The sequence below is a fragment of the Heliomicrobium undosum genome, from assembly GCF_009877425.1.
Lineage (GTDB): Bacteria > Bacillota > Desulfitobacteriia > Heliobacteriales > Heliobacteriaceae > Heliomicrobium > Heliomicrobium undosum.
In genome coordinates, this window is record NZ_WXEY01000006.1 from 22,723 (window position 1) to 39,873 (window position 17,151).

A 17,151-nucleotide genomic window follows, 5' to 3' on the forward strand; every position below is an offset into this window, starting at 1 on the left:
GGGGAGGCCTCGGCCTCCCCTGTCAATCCATTCATCGTTATGCTTATTCCAGCCCCAGCGCTTGCAATTTCTCCTTCGTCGGCACGCCGTCGGCGTCCCAACCGCGGACCTCGTAATAGAGGGGCAGCAGTTCGTCCAGCTTGTGCACCCAGCCCTTGGAGGGGCCTTCCGGCAGCGGCTCTTCCAGCAGGCGCTTCGGCAGCGTGTCATCGGCCTTCGTCAGCCCGGCCTGCATGTTGAAGAGGCGCTCCAGGTTGTAGATGCGGTCGCCGGCCGCCAGCACCTCATCGGCCGTCCACTCGACACCCATGGCTGCGCTCAGCAGGTCGGCGTAGTCGCCGGCGCCGAGGGCGAAGGATGTGAAGAGGCACATGCCGGTGGCGTCGATGGAGGCGGTCAAATCCTGGAAGATCTTCGCCCAGAGCGGCTTGCCTTCCAGAGAGAAACGGTCCAGTTTTTCCGGCAGGCCCAGGATCTCCGGCGAGATCATGTAGCCGCGCACGTGGCAACCGCCCCGGTTCGATGTGGCGTACTGGACGCCATGACCCTGGATGCCGCGCGGGTCATAGGCCGGCAGTTCCTGCTTCTTGACAGTCATCGAGTACTCGGGGGCGCCGTAGGAGTCGGCCAGGCGGTAGGAACCCATGGCCAGCTTGGCGCCAAAACCTTCGGCAGCGCCCATCTTCTTCGTCCACTCGACGATGGCGTCGGCGTTGCCCCAGGCCAGTTCCGGTCCGTCCACTTCCTCGGCCTTGATATAGCCTTTTTCAAAGAGTTCCATGGCGCAGGCGATGGTGGCGCCAGCCGAGATGGTGTCCAGTCCGTACTCGTTGCAAAGGTGGTTGGCCTTGATGATCGCCTTCATATCATTGATGCCACAGTCGGAACCGTAGCACCAGATGGTTTCATACTCGGGTCCGCCGCCTTCCATCTCATCGGCCTTGGTGTAACGGCCGCAGGCGATGGGGCAACGGTAGCAGGGATCCTTTTTCAGGAGGTATTTCTCGGCCAGCGTCTCGCCGGAGATAGCTTCCGCATCGTCAAAGACGCCTGTCTGGAAGTTGCGCGTGGGGAAGACGCCGCTCTCATTGATGATGTTCACGAGTACTGCCGTGCCGTAGGTGGGAAGGCCCTGTCCGGTGACGCCGTTTTCCCGGATTTTGGCCATGACGCCCTTCAGGAGCCCCTTCATCCGCTCCGCATCAGCCAACTGCACCTTGCCGGAGCCGCGGACGACGATGGCCTTCACATTTTTCGAACCGACGACAGCGCCAACGCCGGAGCGGCCGGCGGCGCGGAAGCGGTCATTCATCACCGCCGCCATGGGCGATAGGTTTTCCCCGGCCGGGCCGATGCAGAGGACGCGGGCCTTCGGATCGCCCGCCTCTTCTAACAGCGTGTCCGTCGCCTCGTTCACCTTCATCCCCCAGAGATGGCCGGCGTCGCGGATCTCCACCTTGTCGTCTTGGATGCTGATGTAAACGGGCTTTTCCGACTTGCCTTCCAGGACGACGATGTCATAGCCGGCGTTTTTCAGTTCCGGTCCCCAGAAACCGCCCGAGTTGGAGCAGGCGATGGTGCCGGTCAGGGGCGACTTGGTGATCACCATGTAGCGACCGCCGGTCGGCACGTTTGTGCCCGTCAAAGGGCCCGTCGTGATGAAGACCTTGTTCTCGGGGCTCAGCGCGTCGATGGCGGGATCAATCTCTTGAGACAGCAGATAACTGCCGAGACCCCGGCCGCCGATAAACTTTTTCGCCACGTCCACATCCAAGGGTTCGCACTTGATCGTTTTTTCCGAAAGATTGATGCGAAGCACCGTGCCCACGTAGGCGTTCATGAAAAGCCCTCCTTTTGTGTAGTCAGTAGTTCAATAAACGCCGGTTTTGGCGCTTGTCCTCATCGTTCGTTCGCACAAAGATAAACTTGATATCGCTATCACTTGATTCAAATAATTTGACAAGTTCACGCAAATCCCTGCCTGCAATGTGAAAAAAGTTAAAAAATTTTGGAAATATGCTTTTTTGTGCATATTTGAAACCCTCGATTCAGCTTTAATTCGTAATAGATACCATCAATTGAATTAAAAAAAATCAGACAGGACCAGAGAGACCTGCCGATTCGTTGAGGCTATTTCTTTTGATCACAGCTTTTCTCTTACTTCCTCGTCGCTCGAAAATGACCGCCGCGAATGGTCCGCGTGTCCAACACGGTGATGAAGGCGTTGGCGTCCCAGTCCCGGATCAACTTCTCCAATTCCTTCAACCTTTTTCGCTCAAAGACAATGTTGAGGGTGTGATGGCAACCGTCGCGGCCCTGACAGGGAAAGAGCGTCAAGCCGAAGCCTCGACCCCGCAGGGAGTCAGTGAAGGAAAAGGGCTCCTCCATGGTGATTACCTGCATCGTCAAAAAGCCGAAGGCCAGCTTCTCTTCGATCCAGATGCCGACGACATTCCCGGCGGCGAAGCCCAGGGCATAAAAGATGAGGCTGACGGGATCGTCCAGGGTGTTGATCAGGTATTTGAGCACCGTTATGTACACCAGCACTTCCACAGTCCCGAAGGCGGCGGCCCAGGCCTTGTTTCCGCGCATGGCCATCAGCGTCCGCAAGGTCATCATGGAGACATCCAAAATGCGAGCAAAAAAAACGACGAAATAACCCACGATCAGTTCAATAGTCAATTGTCTCCCCCCTTGCCCAACCCATGTTGAATGAAGTCCAGATAGCGCTCATAGTCGCTGAGCAACTCTTCATAGTCTACCGCTGTCCGGTCATAGGGAATGATCCGGTCAAAGTGGTTCAGCAGATAAGACAGCAACTTGTGAATCAACGCCGGCGGAAAATCGCCGCGCAACTCCCCACGGGCGATCGCGCCTTCGATGAGGGGGCGCAGGTAATCCTCCGCGCCCTGGCCGAGCTTTTCCCAGACGTAGGCTTTGACATCCTTGTTCTTCTCTACAATAAATCGTTGGCCCAGTTGCGCATATTGGGGGTACTCCCGGGCAAAGAGCAAGGCAATTTTCCCCTGCTGTTTCAACAATTCGAAAAACCCCTTCCCCGCCAGCGCATCAGGGTGGGCCGCCTGCCACTGTTGGAAGAAGTCCACCTTGGCCCGGGAGACCTCCGCCATCAGGGAGAGATAAAGTTCCAGTTTGTCTTCGTAATGATGGTAGAAGCTTCCCTTGCTGACACCGGCCTGCTTGATGATGCGGTTTAGCGACGCCTCATCATACTCGTACGCGGTGAATTCGTCGAGGGCGGCCTCCAGCAGGGCCTGCTTTTTTTCAAAATGGCTTTCTATCACGTCTCGTTCCTTCTCTCTCACGCTATCGCAAGCGCAACCGTTGCTTCAGCATCGGCAGCAACAGCAGCAGCGGCAATGCATTCATGACCAGCGTCACCATGAAAAGGCCGGCAAACTGCGTCTGCCCGTCGACCAGCAAGGCCTTCAAGAGCCGGTAAATCCAATAGTGCGGGAAGGGGTAAAAAAGCCACTGCCATCCTGCGGCGGCGAAATAGGCCACGACAGCAGTGATGCGGCCACAGAATAGACAAGGGTCAGCAGGCTCTATCCGCGCCGTCGCCGGATCCAGGCCGGAAGTAGGCTCGTCCAGGAAGAGATAATCGGGGCGGTTGAGGAGGGAACGGGCAAAGACGAGCCGCTGTTTCATCCCCTTGGAGTAGGCGCCGACCCGCATGTCCATGGCCTCGCCGAGCCCCACCCGTTCCAACAGCCGCCGGGGGTCGATAGACAATCGTCACGAGGCGAATGTAGCGAGGCGATGCCGCATGGTAGAGGTCTGCTCACCTGAAACGAGACCGGATAAACCACTCGGTCTAGACCACATGGTCTATCATATGCCTGTTACATCCATTTGTCAAAGCGGGCACAATCATAAGCGTGCCTACCCTTTCTGTTGAAAAGAAGAACCGTCCCAGCTTTTTTAGCGTGGAAACGGTTCTTCGCAATGATATTACACCAGTGTCTAGCTCACCACATTGACGGGCGTACCCTTCAAGAAGGCCTCGATATTGCCGGCCATCAACTGGAACAGCCGCTGCCGCGACTCTAGGCGCTGCCAGCCGATATGGGGGGTGAGGACTAGGTTGTCCAGCGTGAACAGGGGGCTGTCCGGCGACAAGGGCTCCACTTCCTGCACATCCAGGGCTGCGCCAGCGATCTTACCCTGCTGCAGCGCCTCGATCAGGTCCGTTTCCTTGACGAGGGGACCCCGGGAGGTGTTGACGAGATAGGCCGTCGGCTTCATCAGGCTCAATCGCTCTTTGTTGATCAGGTGCCGTGTTTCCGGCATGAGGGGGCAATGGAGGGTGACAAAATCGCTCTGCCGGAGCAGGTCCTCCAGGCTGGCCGATTGGATCCGGGGGTTGCCCCAATCGCGCGGCATGGGGTCGTAGACGAGGACATTCATCCCCAGCGCCACGGCCACCTTCATCACTTCCCGGCCGATGGCGCCGCCGCCGATGACGCCGAGGGTCTTCCCGTTCACCTCGAAGTGTGGCACGGTCAGGTGTGTTGTGAAGTTGATGTAATTCTTCTGGCTGAGCATGATCTGCTGGCGCGACAGGGAGGAACTGTGGTTCAAGATGAAGGTGATGGCCAGGTGAGCGACGCCTTCGGTGCTGTAGCCGGGAACGTTGCACACGGTGATGCCCTTTTCCCTGGCGGCGGCCAGGTCGATGTTGTTAAAGCCGGTTCCGGCTTCACAGATCAATTTAACCGATGGGGGGAATTGCTCGATGAGGTCTCTCCCCACGGGCAGCTCCTTGGTGATGGCGATGTCCTGGCCTTGCAACCGTTCGATGATCTCTTCCGGGTTGCTGCTGTCATAGGCGGTGACGGTGGTCAGCGCCGAGATCGGGGACAGGTCAATCTTGTGGTCGTAGTTCAACTTCGCCAGGTTGAGGATGACTGTCTTCTTCATAGTGACCCCCCTGAGTGATTTTGTGAATGCTATTTTTAGTATAAAACTGCCTGAAGGAGCTGTCAATTTACCCAGCAACCCTATCATTAGTGATAATTTTCCCTTGAGCGGTTCGATTATCCCTCGAAAAAACTGCCGCCGCGCCAGTGAAGCATGGCGCGGCGGCAGCCCCGTCATTGCATCGAACCATCGACAGCGTTGTATTCCACCGCGATGACTTCCAACCGAAACCACTCAAAGTCGCCTGCGCTCAACCTCCATGTCACGGACGACTTGTTCGGGATCCGGATCCCGTTCTTTTCCTCGTGCTCTGTCGAATTGATCGACCACTTTTCCAGGCTGTACGTCCCGTCCTTCTCCATGTACCGATCGGCGAGGAAGGAAACCACGTCCCCGTTGTCGTTAAATCCAAAAAGACCTGTCTCCGTTGTTCCGCCGTAACGCATGGTCGCTTTGGCGGTGTGGTCGTCTACCGCTTCCCACTGTATGTAGTCATTCAGCGCCGCCGACGGGTACCAGACCATCTCCGCCAGGAAACGCACCATCGACCCCTGATTCATTTCCTCGCCTCTGGCGTTGGCCACCGGCACGAGCCCCAATAGCTTAATCACCATCTCCCCTGAGCCATCGATATACTTGTCCCTTCCCAGCAAAGAGATGAAGGGCGCCGCCTGGACGTTCGCCTTCCAGATGAACCGGGGCTGCGCGGTGGTAACATACTGTTCCGCCTCGACAGGCATCCAAGCGCCTTCCGGAGAGGTTCGCATCGCCCCACGCTGTTTCAACCGAACCGTCTGGATGCGTTCCTTCCCCACCACCTGGGCCTTTTCCAGCCATTTTTGCACGGGCCCAGGCAACCGCTCCAGATCCGCTTTCTGTACGACCCCGCCTCGGCTTGCGACGCTGGATTGGAGCAGTTCGGTCACCTCACTTTTCACCATCTGGTTGAACTGGATCTTCGACACAAATGCAACTGCGAAGACAAGAACGAGCGCAATCGCAAGCAGACCCACCAACCCACGCAGGACCGCCATCATCGTTTTCACTCCTTCCTATGCGTACTTTGTGTGTAAATACGGCTACCGGAGGTTCATTCATTCACGAAATCGGCGGTGAAACCGACGGCGCCACCATCTCCTGCTGGCGCCGCATAGCGATCCGCCCCTTAGCGCGGCTGATGATAAAGGACAGGATGACGACGGAGAGGACAGAGAAAAAGCCTTTTGCCAATCCCACCGTGTAGAGGCCGGACAAAACGATCAGCGTGTCGATAACAAAGGTGCTCTTGCCGGGATCCCAACCGAACTGTTTATGGAGATAGATGACGAGAATGTTGACGCCGCCCAGGGATGAGCCGTTGATGAAGAGGTAGGCCAGGCCCAAACCAACAAGGATGCCGCCGAAGAGGGCGCCGGCCCAATCGGGGACGAAAAAATCCGGCAGCAGCCGGTCGACCATGGTGATCGATGACAAGATGCCCGTGGCCAACAAGGTCTTCAGTGTAAAGCTCCAGCCCATGCGCAGGATTGAGAGGATGTAAAAGGGGATGTTGACAGAGAGGTAAACCACGGAAAAGGAAGCGCCCAGAAGATAGGACAGGCTCAGGGCGAGCCCGGGAGTGCCGCCGGTCACCAGATGGGCGTGCTTGAGCAAAATAATGCCGGCGCCGGCGACGACGCAGCCGAGCAGGATGTGTAACAGGTTTTTCATCTCAGGCGCTCCTGTCTGATGCGATAGGCTCGTTCGCGCGCGCTTCGCCGGACAATGCCTTTACTTTTGTATATCACAGCGGTATGGTAATAGGCAAGTAAAAGGAAGGAATGGTAACAGATGACGGAACGCAGGGAACTGAAGACGGAACTGAGGACGGAACCGAAGACAGAACCGGGTACTCTGGATAAAACACAGGAAGAGACCCCTATCGATTCCTCCCAATACCGGCAGCTGTTTATGGAACGGGACGCCTTGGCCCGACACCTGGGCATCTCCCTGGACGAGGTGGGACCGGGCTTCGCCAGAGCCAGCCTGCGCGTCACCCCGCCGCTGTTGAATGGCAAGGGTGTCACCCACGGCGGCGCCATCTTCACCCTCGCCGACATCGTCTTCGCAGCGGCCAGCAACATCCACGGACCGACGGCGCTGGGGCTGAACGTCAACATCAGTTACATGAAGGCCACCTTCGAGGGCCAAACCCTCACCGCCGTCGCCAGGGAACACAAGAAGACGCGCAAGGTCGGTTTTTACCGGATGGAGGTCCTTGACGAGGAAGAGGATCTGGTGGCGGTGGCGGAGGGGATCGTCTACCGGAAGTAAGGCCATCCACCTCTTTTCGTTGCCTCCATACAATTTTTTTGTTGCGCCCATCGGCCTGATTTTGACCTATCGCTTTATCTCTCCCCCGCACGAAGTGGATTCCCCATGTTCGGCTTCCCATCCACCGCTCTTTAGTAGACGATTTTCTAAAATGCTTGAATGATCATAGACATTACAGTATTATGTCTATGAAAGATTTATCTGGCGACGTACTTCTCTGGCGCGAGACGAGAATCGAACAAGGAGACCAACAAGCACGGGAAAGAGGAAAAGCTTATGACATCAGCACAACCACTCGTTCCGACCCGCCTGCCGGCGAATGGTCAGGACGTGTTCAACTACCTGGCCGGCGAATACGCCTCGAATCACCAGATCCACTTGGTAATCACCTTTGAAGCACACCTCGACGCCGGTATCCTGGCAGCAGCCATCCGGCACATCATGGACGCAGAACCGGTGCTGGGCTGCCGGTTTGTGGAACACCCGCAAGCAGCCTACTGGGAACGCCGACAAGATCTGGACGCATTGAACCTTTGTCCCGTCGTCGAAACGGTGCAGCCGGAGGAAGACCTGCGTGCGTTCATCGCCCAAGCGACCGATTCCCGCCATGATTTGCAGTTGCAGGCGAAAATCTTCCGTGAGCAGGACCGGGACCTTTTATGCCTCAAAGTGGACCACGCCTCCGTCGACGGCGGCGGCGTGAAGACCTGCGCATCCCTGCTCTCTCGCCTGTATTCCCTGCTGTGTGAAGGACAGCGCCCCACCCTTTCCGATCAAATCCCGCGCCGGGACGTGGAACCCTATCTGGAGAAACTCGGCATCAAAGACCCTCGCCAGGCCTGGGATCCGACGAAAATGCCCCCGCCGCCGACTTGGTCCTTCCCCTCTCGGCAACAGCAAAACCGCGAGCCCTTTTTCCTGACCCGCTCATTCGGCGCCGCCCAGTTTCAGGCTTTAAAAGGGTACGCAAAAGGGCGTGGCGCAACGATCAACGACCTGTTGCTGACCGCATGCTACCGCGCCCTTTTTGCCCTCACCGGGACCCCGGAACACCAACCCCAGCCGCTCCGCCTGACTGTTGACCTCCGTGACCGCATGCCGGAAGGCAACCGCCCTGTCGCCGCCAATGTCTCTTCCGCTTTTGACGCGCTGTTCCCCTTCGTCGCTGGCGAATCTTTTTTCGATACCCTCGCGCGTCTCAGCCGGCAGATCGCGCTCATGAAACAAAGCCAGGCCGAAGTCCCGATCGCCCTCTTGTTCGAACTGTTCGGCATGATGCCCTTCACAGAGACGAAAGGTTGGTTTGACCGTTCTCGCAACCAGGTGCTTGACACGAAACATGCCACGCCCCACCTCTCGAACATCGGTATCATCGAACCGCTGGCCTTCGGGCCCCATACCGCCAGCCAAGCCTATGTGGTCACCCCCGCCATGTTTGCGCCAGGTTTTATGCTCGGGGTGAGCACCTATCAACAGGTCATGACACTGGTTGTTCACGCCTACGCCTCCGATGTGGACAAAAGAGACATGCAGGACTTCCTGGATAAGATAGTGGAAGATTTGCTCCCCTCGACGACATGATATCGGCGCCGTCAGGAGCTTGCTACACATCGGGCGTCCAATGCGGCGCTTGATGGGGCGACGCCGCTGCACCTTTAGGCGTTACACCTTGATCTGATGGATCACCGTCTGAAGATCCTGCGCCATCTTAGCCAGGCTCTCGCTGGAAGCGGCGATCTCCTCCATGGAGGCCGACTGCTCCTGCGTCGCCGCCGACACTGTCTGCGTCTGCCCGGCCACGTCCTTGCTCAGCCTGTCGATGGACCGGACCGCCTGCACGATCTGCTCGCTGCCGCCCGCCATCTGTTGGATCGCCGCCGAGATCTCCTGCACCTGACCGGTCACCTGATTGATCAGGCTAACGATCTCGCGGAAGGCATTGCCGGCCCCGTTGACAACCTCCGTTCCGACCTTGACCTCCCTGGCGCCCTTGTCCATGGCTTCAACCGCCCTGCCCGTGTCCGCCTGGATCCGGCCGATCAGATCGGCAATCTGCCTGGCCGCGTCCTGCGACTGTTCGGCCAGTTTGCGCACCTCCTCGGCGACAACGGCGAAGCCGCGGCCCTGCTCTCCGGCGCGCGCCGCTTCGATGGCCGCGTTGAGCGCCAGCAGGTTGGTTTGCCCGGCAATACCGGAGATGGTGTCGATGATCTGCCCGATCGCCGCAGAGCGCTCGCCCAGTTCCGCGACGACACGGGCCGAGAAGCCGACCGTCTGCTCGATGTTCGCCATCTGGCCGATCGCCGCTGCAACGGCCTTGCCGCCGTGGTCAGCAGCGGATGCCGTCTTCTGGGCCGTTCCCGCCACCAGACTGGCGTTCGTCGATATCTCTTGAATGCCCGCCGACATCTGCTCGATGACCGCCATGGCATCATTGACGGCACTGACCTGTTCTTCCGTGCTTGCCGCCACTTCCGTAATCGATGCGGCAACCTGGTTGGTCGTCAGCGCTGACTGTTCCGAACTGGCTGTCAACTCCTCGGAGGCGGCGGCAACCTGTTCCGCCGAGCCGCCGACACTCCGGATGATTGAACGGACCTGCTCCGTAAAATCATTTAGACCCCTGGCCAGTTCCCCCACTTCATCAGAGGACGAAACAGAAACTTTCTGTATGGTGATGTAACCGTCATCATCCCTAGCGATGCTGTTCAGCATCTCCCGCAGCGGCTGGACGATGATTCGAGAGATTGTCCAGGCGATCCAGGCGCCGAAGACGAGGGCAAACAGGGTAACACCGATGGTGATCCGATCGAAGGAGGCCGCCATCGCATCAGTGCTTCGCTTCAGTTCTTCGGCCGTCTTTTCATTATAATCGACCAAGTCCCGGATATAGGCATTCGCCTGGACAAGACGAGGCATGGCCTTTTCAATAAAATAGGCATGGGCTTCCTGCTTCTTGCCGGACAAAGCGAGCGCGACGGCCCTTTCCCGTTCCGCGCCGTAGCGTTTGATCTCCTCCTGCAACTTGGGCAGGATGTCCCGCTCGTAATCGTCAAGCTTCGTATTTCCATAATCGGCTAAGTGCTTATCCGTCTGCATCGTACGCTTTTCAATATCTTCCAATAAATCTTTTTGCTGCTGCGGACTCAACGGAGCGAGAATCAGTTGCCAGGCGTTCGCTTCGATGGCCCGAAAATAGGCCCGGGAAGTATTCAGCCATTGAATCGGCAACAACCGGTCGTTATATAACTCCTGCGCTTGGTTCGCCATCTGATGACCGGCCAAGTATCCGGTAGAACCGATCCCCAGCATGAAAACAAGCAAAACGACTGCGAGGCTAGCGACTTTTTTTGCTACCTTCCAATCCCGAAACCATTGCAAGAACAACGCCTCCCCTTGGTATCACTAAATCGCTATTGCCGCTGTCGAACTTTTTCGACATTTTTCTGTTTTTTCCTGCGTTACCGCAGGTCGCCTGCCGTGGAATTCTTCTCTATCGCCTTCTTTCCATCACGAGATGCCGCTCAACCGCCAAATAAGGCTATTATGGAAAAACAAGGTGAAATACGGCCAAATGAAATCAAAGAGGTCAAATGAGATAAATTAGGTCAAACGAGGGCGTACCATGAAAAAACGAACAATTCCCTACGACGTTATCATCGTCGGCGCCGGATTCGGCGGTCTTACTGCCGCTGCTTGTCTGGCCCACAAAGGACAACGCGTCCTCCTCTGTGAGCGCTCGGGAGAACTGGGCGGCTGCGCCGGAAGGTTTGAACGGGGCGGCTACCGTTTTGCCAGCGGGGCAACCGTCGGGATGGGCTTCGAGCCAGGCGGGGTTCTCCATGATCTTTACAGCCGGTTGCGCATCCCCTTACCGGAATGGAAAGAACCGCCGGTGATCATGGATATCCATCTCCCCGACGGTGCTTTTCCCTACTGGCGCTCGAAAGCGAACTGGTATGTAGAGGCGGCCCGCCAGTTCCCTACGGAAAGCGCGCGCGTCATCGCTTTTTTTGAAGAGGCCTTTCAGGTCGCCCGCTTGCTCGAACCGGTCATCCGGAGGCGGCCCCTCTTCCCGCCAACAGACGCCGCAACGGCCGTCCGGTTGCTCTCGCTGGCCGACAGTCAAACCGTCCGCTTATTGCCCTTTCTCACGAGCACGATCGCCGACAGGCTGAAACGTTTCGACCTGGAGAAAGCCCGGCGCTTTCTCTGTTTTTTAAACGGCCAACTCATCGACAGCGTCCAGACGACAGCCGAACAGTGTCCCGCCTTTTTGGGCTATGCCGCACTCTCCACCTTCCACCGGGGCGCCTTCGCCATCCGAGGCGGTCTCGCCTCGGTGGCTGAGGACTTGGCCCGCTCCATCATCGGAGATGGCGGCGAGATTCGAAGACACTGTGACATTCGGACCGTCGAACGAAGGGCCGCCGGCTGGCTGGCGACAAACCAATACGGCGAAGGGTTTGTGGGAAAAAAACTGGTCCTGAACAACTCACTGCACAGCCTCCACCGACTTCTCCCGGAAGGGCTCAGAAAAGCCGTCGCCGTCGATGCGGCGCACGAACAACGCCGACCGGCCTGGGGCGCTTTCGTCCTCTATCTGGGCTGCAATGATGAGGGCAACTTGCCCGGCAGCGGTATGGTCCATCAAAATAGCACCCCAGACAGCCGTCTCTTTCATCAATTCATCGGATCCTACGACCTCCCGCCAACAGAAGGAAATCAGTTCCTGCTCTCCCTCTCCTCGCCGGAGGATCGGCTGTTCGCACCGGCGGGGAAACGATCGATCACCATTTCCACCCATACCGCCGTGGCCCAGTGGTGGGAACCCAGTCGCTATGATAGCTTGAAGGCAGCGTACCAGCAGCGAATCCTCGATACGGTGGCCAGAAGCTTTCCCGGTTTTCCGGCGACTATCGAACAGGTCCTGCCGGGGACACCGGTCACCTGGGAGCGCTTCACCGGTCGCCATCAGGGCAAGGTCGGCGGCTACATCCCCACCGGTCCCTTCAGTTGGCTGCACAACTATCCTGTCCGCTCCGGTCTGTCCGATCTCTGGTTCTGCGGCGATACGGTCTTTCCCGGCGCCGGGACCTTGGGGACAGCCTTGTCAGGGATGACCGTGGCCGATCAGATGACGGGGTAAGTGGTTCTCCGGTCTCAGGTCACGTTGCCATCGTAAAGAACCGCATGTTCGACAATCATCCTGTTGCCTTACCCACACGCAACCGATTATGTTACTATGACATATAGTAGCATCAATTCGATTAAGGCGGCGATAGGATGGGCTCCCCCTGGTTTGTCTTTCACAACAATATGCTTCTCGTGAGAGAAGCGGAGGATAAGGTCGAAATCCCTACCCAAGGGGATATTGACGCCATGAATGTAGAACTTACCGGTGTCACCCCGATCGGTCTGTCTGACAGAAATGATGGTTTCGTGGCGGCGCTCGGTGACGCAGCGCAGCCACCCGGCTTTTCCTTTACAGACCTGCGGCGGCTCTATGGGCGTGTTGCGGACAACCTCTTCTGGCTTGCCATCCGGGCGCTCCATATCTCGACATGGTTGAAAAAAAATCAGTTTTGCGGCTGCTGCGGAAGCCGCCTGCAGATGGCCGCCCATGAACTAGCGTTGCAGTGCGAACAATGCAGTCATCTCGTCTATCCCCGGATCTCCCCGGCCATCATCGTCGCCGTCACCCGGGGCGACCAAATCTTGCTGGCGCGCCCGAGGCGGGTTCAAGCCGTCACTTGGCACACGGTCATCGCCGGGTTCGTCGAGCCGGGGGAAACGCTGGAGGAATGTGTCCGGCGGGAAGTCAAAGAAGAGGTTGGCGTCAATGTTGACCAGATCGAATACTTTGGCAGCCAGCCCTGGCCCTATCCGGATTCGCTCATGATCGGGTTTACCGCACAGTACGCCTCCGGTGAGATCACCATTGACCAGAAGGAGATCGTCGAAGCTGGCTGGTTCTCCGTCGAAGATCTGCCGCAGTTGCCGACGAGCTTCAGCATCGCCAAACGTCTGATCGACTGGTTTGTCTCGACCCAACGTGAATCCATCTCTCGCAGCGATTCGCCGTCCAGTCTCTAATCTCCAAGAATATAAAAGAAGCGACAAGAGGGCGTTATCGTTCCCCTTGTCGCTTCTTTCTTGTTCTATCGTTCTATTGTTCTATTGTTTTATCGATAGGCTGCGCGATTGTCCCGCTGCCCTGATGAGGGTGATATCCACGGCCTGCCGAAGCAAAACGGCCGGTTATCATGCCTACATCCGCGTCCGGATCCGCTCCAGCGCCTTGACCGTGTTTTCCCGGGTGCCGAAGGCGGTCAGACGGAAGTAGCCTTCCCCGCTGGCGCCGAAGCCGGCGCCGGGCGTGCCGACCACGTTGGCGACGCTGATCAGCTTGTCGAAGAAGTCCCAGGAACTCATGTTGTCGGGGGTCTTCAGCCAGATATAGGGGGCGTTGACGCCGCCGAAGACCTTGTAGCCGGCTTCGACGAGGCCTTCGCGGATGATGCGGGCGTTTTCCATGTAGTACTGGATGGTCTCCTTGACCTGCTCTTTGCCGGCTTCGGTATAGATGGCCGCCGCAGCCGCCTGGACCGGGTAGGAGACGCCGTTGAACTTGGTCGTCTGCCGGCGCAGCCAGAGCCCGTTCAGGCTGTAGGCTTTGCCTTCGCGGTCATACGCCATGACCTCTTTGGGCACCACGGTGAAGGCGCAACGGTTGCCGGTGAAGCCGGCCGTCTTGGAGAAGCTGCGGAATTCGACAGCCACCTCGCGGGCGCCTTCGATCTCATAGATGCTGCGGGGGATGTGCGCTTCTTGGATGAAGGCCTCATAGGCGGCGTCATAGAGAATGATGGACTTGTTTTCCCGGGCGTAGTCGACCCACTGCTTCAGTTCCTCTTTCGTCATGGTCATGCCGGTGGGGTTGTTGGGGAAGCAGAGGTAGATCATGTCGACCCGCGTCTTCGGCAGCTCCGGCTTCATGCCGTTGGCCTCGGTGCAGGGCAGGTACACGATGTCGTCGAACTGGCCCTTTTCGTTGAAAACGCCGGAGCGGCCGGCCATGACGTTGCTATCCACATAGACGGGGTAAACGGGGTCGGTCACAGCGATGATGTTGCCCAGGCCCAGGATCTCCTGGAAATTGGCCGTATCACACTTGGAACCGTCGCTGACAAAGACCTCGTCCATGCCAAGGTCGATGCCGCGGGGCTTGTAGTCGTTCTCGATGATCTGCTGGATGAGGAAGTCATAGCCCTGCTCAGGGCCGTAGCCGCGGAAGGTCTCGGCGCGGCCCATCTCATCGACGGCTTTTTTCATCGCCTCGACGACGGCCGGCACGAGGGGCCGGGTCACATCGCCGATGCCGAGCCGGATGATGTCGGCCTCGGGGTTGTCCTTTTTGAACTGGTTGACCCGCCGGGCGATCTCGGAAAACAGATAGCTTCCGGGAAGCTTCAGGTAATTCTCGTTCACCAACGCCATGGTTATGTTCAATCCTTTCTTTATACGTACGTTTTCTGTTTATTATATCGTTGGCGGATCTTATTTTTCAACCCTGCCCCAGGTTGTCTTCGAATCTCGTTCATGGAGACTTCATTATTATGCGCTTTTCGATGTAGAAGATTCGATGATGCCGCTTGTTCTCCCTGGTGACGTCAGATGTGAAACCGCTCGATCTTCTCAAACAAGTCGAGCGCCATCTTATCCAGTTCCGCCATGGTCTCCCCGACTTCTGCCAGGGTGCTCGCCTGGCTCTGCACCCCTGTCGCCATCTGTCGGGCCAACGCGGCTGTCGTCTCCGTTGAACCGGCCAAGTCGCCGATCGTCGCCGTCATCTCTTCGCTCAGCGCCGATTGTTCCTCCGCAGCTGCCGCCATATCCTCTATCCCGCCGTTGACACGGCCAATCGCCGCAACGATCGACTGGACCTTCTCCACCATGGCCTTCACCTGGCCGGCGGCAGCGATGATCTGTTCCCCTGTATGATCGCTCATCGCTACGGCGTTGCGGGTTTTCGCTTCCATAGCAGAGATGACGAGGACGATTTCCTGGGCGGATGTTGCTGACTGCTCGGCCAACTTGCGAACCTCTTCGGCAACAACGGCGAAGCCTCGGCCATGCTCGCCTGCTCGGGCCGACTCAATGGCCGCGTTCAGTGCCAGCAGGTTCGTCTGCCCGGCGATACCGCTGATGATATCGACAAATCGAGCAATGCCTGCTGTCGCCTCCACCAAGCCCTTGACGACGCCGGCAATCTCTTGGCGGCTTGTTTCGAGATGCTCCATTGTTTCTGCAACGGCCTTTGTCGCATGGAGGACCTCTCTTGCCTGCTCCGTGACGACGGCGCTGTTCCGGTTCGCCGATGCGGCCGATTCCGCCACCACTTGGGCCGTATTCGCTACCTCGTCTGCGCCTCTGCCGGCCTCTTTTAAAGCGCCCGCGTTATGCACCGCGTCCACGGCAACCCCCTCGACGCCGCTGGAGATTTCCGCCATGCCCTTGTTGGCGTTCTCCATCGCGCGGGTAACCTGTTGCACTGATAATTGGATCCGGTCCACAGCAGCGCGCATCCCCTCGATTATCTCCCGGTTGGCCCTGTTCATGGTGTTGAAGCTCCGGGAGAGATCGCCGATCTCATCGGTTCCTGTGCTATCGGCGCGAACGGTCAAGTCTCCCTCGCTCGCCGCCGCCATCACATCCTTCAGGCGATAAATCGGTTTGACAAGCGAATTGGCCAGTGCGAACGACGCCGCGGTCGTGATCCCTGCAATGACCATCCCCGCCAGGCTCAGCGCCATGATCAGGCGGGATGCTTGGGCGCGCAAATCATCGTTATTGACGTTGGCGACGATATACCAATCCCAAGGTTCGAAGTAACGAAAGATGGCCAAATATGTATTTCCTTGATAGCCGTATGTTAACGATCCGTTCTTTTCTTGTATCATCTGCTGGACAAAGGGCAGATCATTGCCGATTTTCCCCTGCAAAGACGGGTGGATGATAAAACGTCCGCTCGAATCCATGACAGAGGCATAGCCCGACTGCCCGATTTTGATATCGGAGACCGCTTTCTCCAGGATGGGGTCCTGTTCCTTGACGCCGACGAAGAGCGCGCCGATGATCTGGCCCTGCTTGTCGAGCAAGGGGGTGTAGGATGAGATATACCAGCCGGTCACTACGAAGGCGCGTCCCTGAAAGGGCTGCTTATGTACAATCGCCTGGTACACGGGAGAATCCTCTTTGATTGAGGTGCCGACGGCTCGTTTGCCCTCTTTATCGAGGACATTCGTGCTCACCCGCACCAGTCCCTTATCTTGCAGCAAAAAAACGGTCGCCACACCACCCGCAATATTCTGGATATGGTCCACAAAAGCGGTATCCAGTGTCAGCCGCTGGCTACCGGCATAGAGCGCCGGAAGGGTGTACTTGCCCACTTGCGCCTCTTCTCTTGGTTCGAGACGGAGTTCACCCAAGTCGGCCAATTCGTCCTGGGCTTTTCGCATGTTGCTCTTCAACTGATCATCCAAGGCGGCTCGGCGGATGGCCACCATGCTCTCGATCGAGTCGGTGATGTGTTCGCTGTCTCGAACAGCGGCCCGCGTCAAGGCGTCATCAGATTTGACCGCCGCCAGGATGCCGAGAATGCCGGCGCAGACCGCCGTCAAGACGAGGAAACTGACAGTTAATTTGTTTTTAATCCGCATCTGCTCGTCCCCTCTGCTTCACTAGCACAAATTTTCCCCTCAAAAGCCAGAAAACCGCTCTGTCATTACTTTAGAATATGTGTTATGAGCGGTCAACCATTTCTGTAAAAAATAGTTATGCGTGCAAGAAAGTACCTCTAAAATTCTTGGTCATTCCGAATGAACTCCTTGA

General features: G+C 57.5%; 13 protein-coding genes and 1 pseudogene. 4 read left to right on the forward strand and 10 right to left on the reverse strand.

Going from position 1 to position 17,151, the window contains the following annotated elements; all coding sequences use genetic code 11:
• Positions 1–43: 43 nt before the first annotated feature.
• From GTO91_RS07545 to GTO91_RS07575, 7 genes and pseudogenes are all read right to left on the reverse strand, one after another.
• Positions 44–1,840: an aldehyde ferredoxin oxidoreductase family protein gene (locus GTO91_RS07545; protein ID WP_161257258.1), complete on the reverse strand. Its 1,797-nt coding sequence runs from the start codon at positions 1,838–1,840 to the stop codon at positions 44–46.
• Positions 1,841–2,157: 317 nt separating this feature from the next.
• Complete coding sequence (locus GTO91_RS07550) at positions 2,158–2,682, reverse strand: DUF2179 domain-containing protein (RefSeq protein ID WP_161257260.1); 525 nt, start codon at positions 2,680–2,682, stop codon at positions 2,158–2,160.
• Positions 2,679–3,305 carry a TetR/AcrR family transcriptional regulator gene (locus GTO91_RS07555; protein WP_161257262.1) on the reverse strand — a complete coding sequence of 209 codons (627 nt, stop codon included), beginning with the start codon at positions 3,303–3,305 and terminating at the stop codon, positions 2,679–2,681. The genes GTO91_RS07550 and GTO91_RS07555 overlap by 4 nt, the downstream gene beginning before the upstream one ends.
• A gap of 265 nt (positions 3,306–3,570) precedes the next feature.
• Positions 3,571–3,753 (reverse strand): annotated as a pseudogene (locus GTO91_RS18085) (ATP-binding cassette domain-containing protein); the annotation flags it as partial.
• Between the two features lie 234 nt (positions 3,754–3,987).
• The gene (locus GTO91_RS07565) at positions 3,988–4,944 is read right to left on the reverse strand and encodes an NAD(P)-dependent oxidoreductase (RefSeq protein ID WP_161257264.1); all 957 of its coding nucleotides are present in this window, start codon (positions 4,942–4,944) and stop codon (positions 3,988–3,990) included.
• A 173-nt stretch (positions 4,945–5,117) separates the two neighbouring features.
• Entirely contained in the window at positions 5,118–5,981 is an 864-nt protein-coding gene (locus GTO91_RS07570) for a DUF6544 family protein (protein ID WP_161257266.1), read from the reverse strand.
• 61 nt (positions 5,982–6,042) lie between these two features.
• Positions 6,043–6,654 carry a YitT family protein gene (locus GTO91_RS07575; RefSeq protein WP_161257268.1) on the reverse strand — a complete coding sequence of 204 codons (612 nt, stop codon included), beginning with the start codon at positions 6,652–6,654 and terminating at the stop codon, positions 6,043–6,045.
• Between the two features lie 120 nt (positions 6,655–6,774).
• On the opposite strand from GTO91_RS07575, the gene GTO91_RS07580 reads away from it, so the two are divergent.
• Both GTO91_RS07580 and GTO91_RS07585 read left to right on the forward strand, forming a co-directional pair.
• Positions 6,775–7,257: a PaaI family thioesterase gene (locus GTO91_RS07580; RefSeq protein ID WP_235919314.1), complete on the forward strand. Its 483-nt coding sequence runs from the start codon at positions 6,775–6,777 to the stop codon at positions 7,255–7,257.
• A gap of 276 nt (positions 7,258–7,533) precedes the next feature.
• Positions 7,534–8,838 carry a condensation domain-containing protein gene (locus tag GTO91_RS07585; protein WP_161257271.1) on the forward strand — a complete coding sequence of 435 codons (1,305 nt, stop codon included), beginning with the start codon at positions 7,534–7,536 and terminating at the stop codon, positions 8,836–8,838.
• A gap of 81 nt (positions 8,839–8,919) precedes the next feature.
• On the opposite strand, the gene GTO91_RS07590 is transcribed toward GTO91_RS07585, so the two are convergent.
• Positions 8,920–10,638: a methyl-accepting chemotaxis protein gene (locus GTO91_RS07590; protein ID WP_161257274.1), complete on the reverse strand. Its 1,719-nt coding sequence runs from the start codon at positions 10,636–10,638 to the stop codon at positions 8,920–8,922.
• A gap of 244 nt (positions 10,639–10,882) precedes the next feature.
• Between GTO91_RS07590 and GTO91_RS07595 the strand changes: the two genes are divergently transcribed.
• Together GTO91_RS07595 and nudC are read left to right on the forward strand one after the other, a co-directional pair.
• A complete protein-coding gene (locus GTO91_RS07595) occupies positions 10,883–12,406 on the forward strand; it encodes a phytoene desaturase family protein (RefSeq protein WP_161257277.1) in 1,524 nt (507 codons plus the stop codon).
• Between the two features lie 137 nt (positions 12,407–12,543).
• Positions 12,544–13,353, forward strand: coding sequence for an NAD(+) diphosphatase (gene nudC, locus GTO91_RS07600; protein ID WP_161257279.1), 810 nt, complete (start codon positions 12,544–12,546; stop codon positions 13,351–13,353).
• A 174-nt stretch (positions 13,354–13,527) separates the two neighbouring features.
• Here the strand turns inward: nudC and GTO91_RS07605 are convergent, their stop codons facing one another.
• A complete protein-coding gene (locus GTO91_RS07605) occupies positions 13,528–14,757 on the reverse strand; it encodes an LL-diaminopimelate aminotransferase (RefSeq protein ID WP_161257282.1) in 1,230 nt (409 codons plus the stop codon).
• Between the two features lie 173 nt (positions 14,758–14,930).
• Positions 14,931–16,979 carry a methyl-accepting chemotaxis protein gene (locus GTO91_RS07610; RefSeq protein WP_161257284.1) on the reverse strand — a complete coding sequence of 683 codons (2,049 nt, stop codon included), beginning with the start codon at positions 16,977–16,979 and terminating at the stop codon, positions 14,931–14,933.
• Positions 16,980–17,151: the final 172 nt, after the last annotated feature.